Here is a 2,504-nt window from a genome sequence, read left to right as displayed (position 1 = left end):
GCGCAGGGCCGCCTCCAACCCGCGCAACGCTGGCGAGGGGCGCGCGGGGATGGTCTGGCGCGCGCTGGACCTCCTGGAGGACGCGGTCCCCAGCGCCGCCGAGGTCCGGGTGGGGCGGGGCAACGCCTACGGTGACGACGTCCTGCTCGCCCTGCGCCGAGCGGCCCGCGAGATGAAGAAGGAGCGGTAGCCTTCGCGCTCCGCCTCTCCCCGCCCCACCCTTATCATGCGCACCGCGCTCCTCGTGGCCGTCCTGGCGTTCGCCGCGCTGCTGGCGTCCTCCGACGCCGCCGTCTCCCAGGGGACGGCGCCCGGCGGGCCGCTCGGCGGCGCGCGGCAGCTGCTGCTGGTGACCACGGCGGGGTGGGACTCGGTCGGCGGCACCCTGCGGCGCTTCGAGCGGAGCGCGCCGGGCGAGGAGTGGCGCCTGGTGGGGGAGCCGGTCCCCGTGGTGGTGGGGCGGAGCGGGACGGCGTGGGGGACGGGATTGCACGAGGCGCAGCCCCCCGCGTCCGGGCCGACCAAGCGCGAGGGGGACGGGAGGGCTCCCGCGGGGGCGTTCCGGATCGGCTCGGCGTTCGGGTACCCGTCCGCTTCGCAGGTCCCCTGGATCCGCCTCCCCTACATCCACTCCACCGAGTCGCACCGCTGCGTGGACGACGTGGAGTCCGCGTACTACAACCGGGTGGTGGACAGCGCCGCGGTGCGGAAGGACTGGACGGGGACAGTGGAGCGGATGCGCCTGTCCGACGACCAGTACAGCCTGGGCGCCATCGTGGAGCACAACTGGGGCGAGCAGACCCGGCCCGGCGCCGGCTCGTGCATCTTCCTCCACGTCTGGAAGGGCCCCGGCCATCCCACCGCCGGGTGCACCGCCATGGCTGCGCCCCACATGCGAGAGGTGCTGCGCTGGCTCGCTCCCGACGGCGAGCCCGTGCTGGTGCAGCTCCCCCGCGCGGAGTACGAGCGGCTGCGGGAGCGCTGGGCCCTCCCCTGACGTCGAATCTTCCGAAGAGGGAAACGCCGAGGGGGCGCGGATCCGTTCCGCGCCCCTTCGCTGCCTGCCGTCGCGGCTCCGCGGCTACTTCCTGAAGACGAAGTTGGCCGGGGCGCCCTCGCCGCCGACGCGCTGCGTGACCGCCAGCGCCCCGTCGCTCGCCAGCCTTCGCACTTCCGCACTCTCGCACTTTACCGTCCCGGCAGCGGGAACACCGCCCGGCTCTCGTGCCCCTCCCGGTCCACCGCCGCCACCCCGAAGAAGTAGTTGTCGATGGTGATCCCGTCGATCGTCGCCTGGGTGGCGTTCCCCACCCAGCGCGAGTGCGTCCACGTGGGGGCCTCCGGTTCGCGCCAGTACACCCGGTAGCCCGCCAGGTCGGGGGCGGGCACCGCCTTCCAGCGCAGCGTGGCGGAGGGCTGCACCGCGCCCGTGATGGTGGCGCTGTCGGGGCTAGGGGGCGCCCAGGCGAGGGAAGCGAGCGCCGCCACGTTCAGGCCCGTCATCTTCGCCAGGTACGGATAGTCCACGCCCTCCGGGAGGTCGCCGTAGCGGATCCCGTTCTCCGTGCGCACGTTCTGGTGCTGGCGCGTGTAGTCCTCGTTGGTCTCGGTGATGCGCACCGCCGGGAAGCCCAGCTCGAAGAACGGCGTCTGGTCGCCGCCGCGGCCGAAGCGGTCCAGGCGGTAGATCATCCGGACGTCCAGGTTAGGGACGTACCGTTCCGCCGTCCGCTCCACGTAGCGCATGAGCTGACGCGAGGGCGTGTCCAGCTCCCCCCCGGAGTACAGGTAGCGGCGCAGCTCCGCCTCGGGCGCGCTGGCGGGGATCCCGGGGCCGAAGACCCGGGCGGTGGAGTTCTCCACCACCCCGTTCACCCCGCGGGTGTTGCCGATGATGTCGTTGTTCAGCACCCCCTCGATCCGCCAGCCGCGCTCCTTCGCGTGCTGCGCCAGGATCCTCCCGCCGAAGAGCCCCTGCTCCTCTCCCGCCAGCGCCGCGTACACGATCGATCCGTCGAAGCGGTAGCGTGACAGCACCCGGGCCGCCTCCAGGAGCGCCACCGTCCCCGAGCCGTCGTCGTTGGCGCCCGGGGCGAAGCTGGTGGAGTCCATCACGTCTGTGACGCGCGAGTCGTAGTGCGCGCTCATCAGCGTGTAGCGCTCCGGGTCCGCGGTCCCGCGCTGCACGGCCACCACGTTCACGATCCGGACGTCGTGCCCGATCCGCGGGTGTGAGCCGCCCTTCACCACGTCCGACACGTACATCACCTCCAGGCACCCCCCGCACGCCTGGGAGATCCGCTGGAACTCCGCGAAGAGCCAGCGCCGCGCCGCGCCGATCCCCCGCGTGCGGGAAAGCGTGTCCGACAGGGTGTGCCGCGTGTGGAACCCCACCAGGGAGTGGATGTCGCGCTCCAGCCGGGCCGGGGACACCGCCGCGACCATCTCGAAGATGCGCGGGTCGTCCCCCGCGGGGGCGACGCTGGCGGGGAGCGGCGCGGGCG

The 2,504-nt window shown here is 73.3% G+C and carries 3 protein-coding genes; 2 read left to right on the top strand and 1 reads right to left on the bottom strand.

What is annotated here, in order from left to right; genetic code table 11:
• Positions 1-190: hypothetical protein (locus VGR37_03220; GenBank protein HEV2146405.1), on the top strand; the 190-nt coding region annotated here is incomplete at its 5' end.
• A gap of 36 nt (positions 191-226) precedes the next feature.
• Positions 227-997, top strand: coding sequence for a L,D-transpeptidase family protein (locus VGR37_03215; GenBank protein HEV2146404.1), 771 nt, complete (start codon positions 227-229; stop codon positions 995-997).
• Between the two features lie 191 nt (positions 998-1,188).
• Here VGR37_03215 and VGR37_03210 read toward each other — a convergent pair.
• A partial coding sequence (locus VGR37_03210) for a M20/M25/M40 family metallo-hydrolase (protein HEV2146403.1) occupies positions 1,189-2,504 on the bottom strand: 1,316 nt, incomplete at its 5' end.

This window comes from Longimicrobiaceae bacterium (genome assembly GCA_035936415.1).
In the GTDB taxonomy this organism is placed as follows: domain Bacteria; phylum Gemmatimonadota; class Gemmatimonadetes; order Longimicrobiales; family Longimicrobiaceae; genus JAFAYN01.
This window is presented reverse-complemented; position numbering and strand designations above follow the sequence as displayed.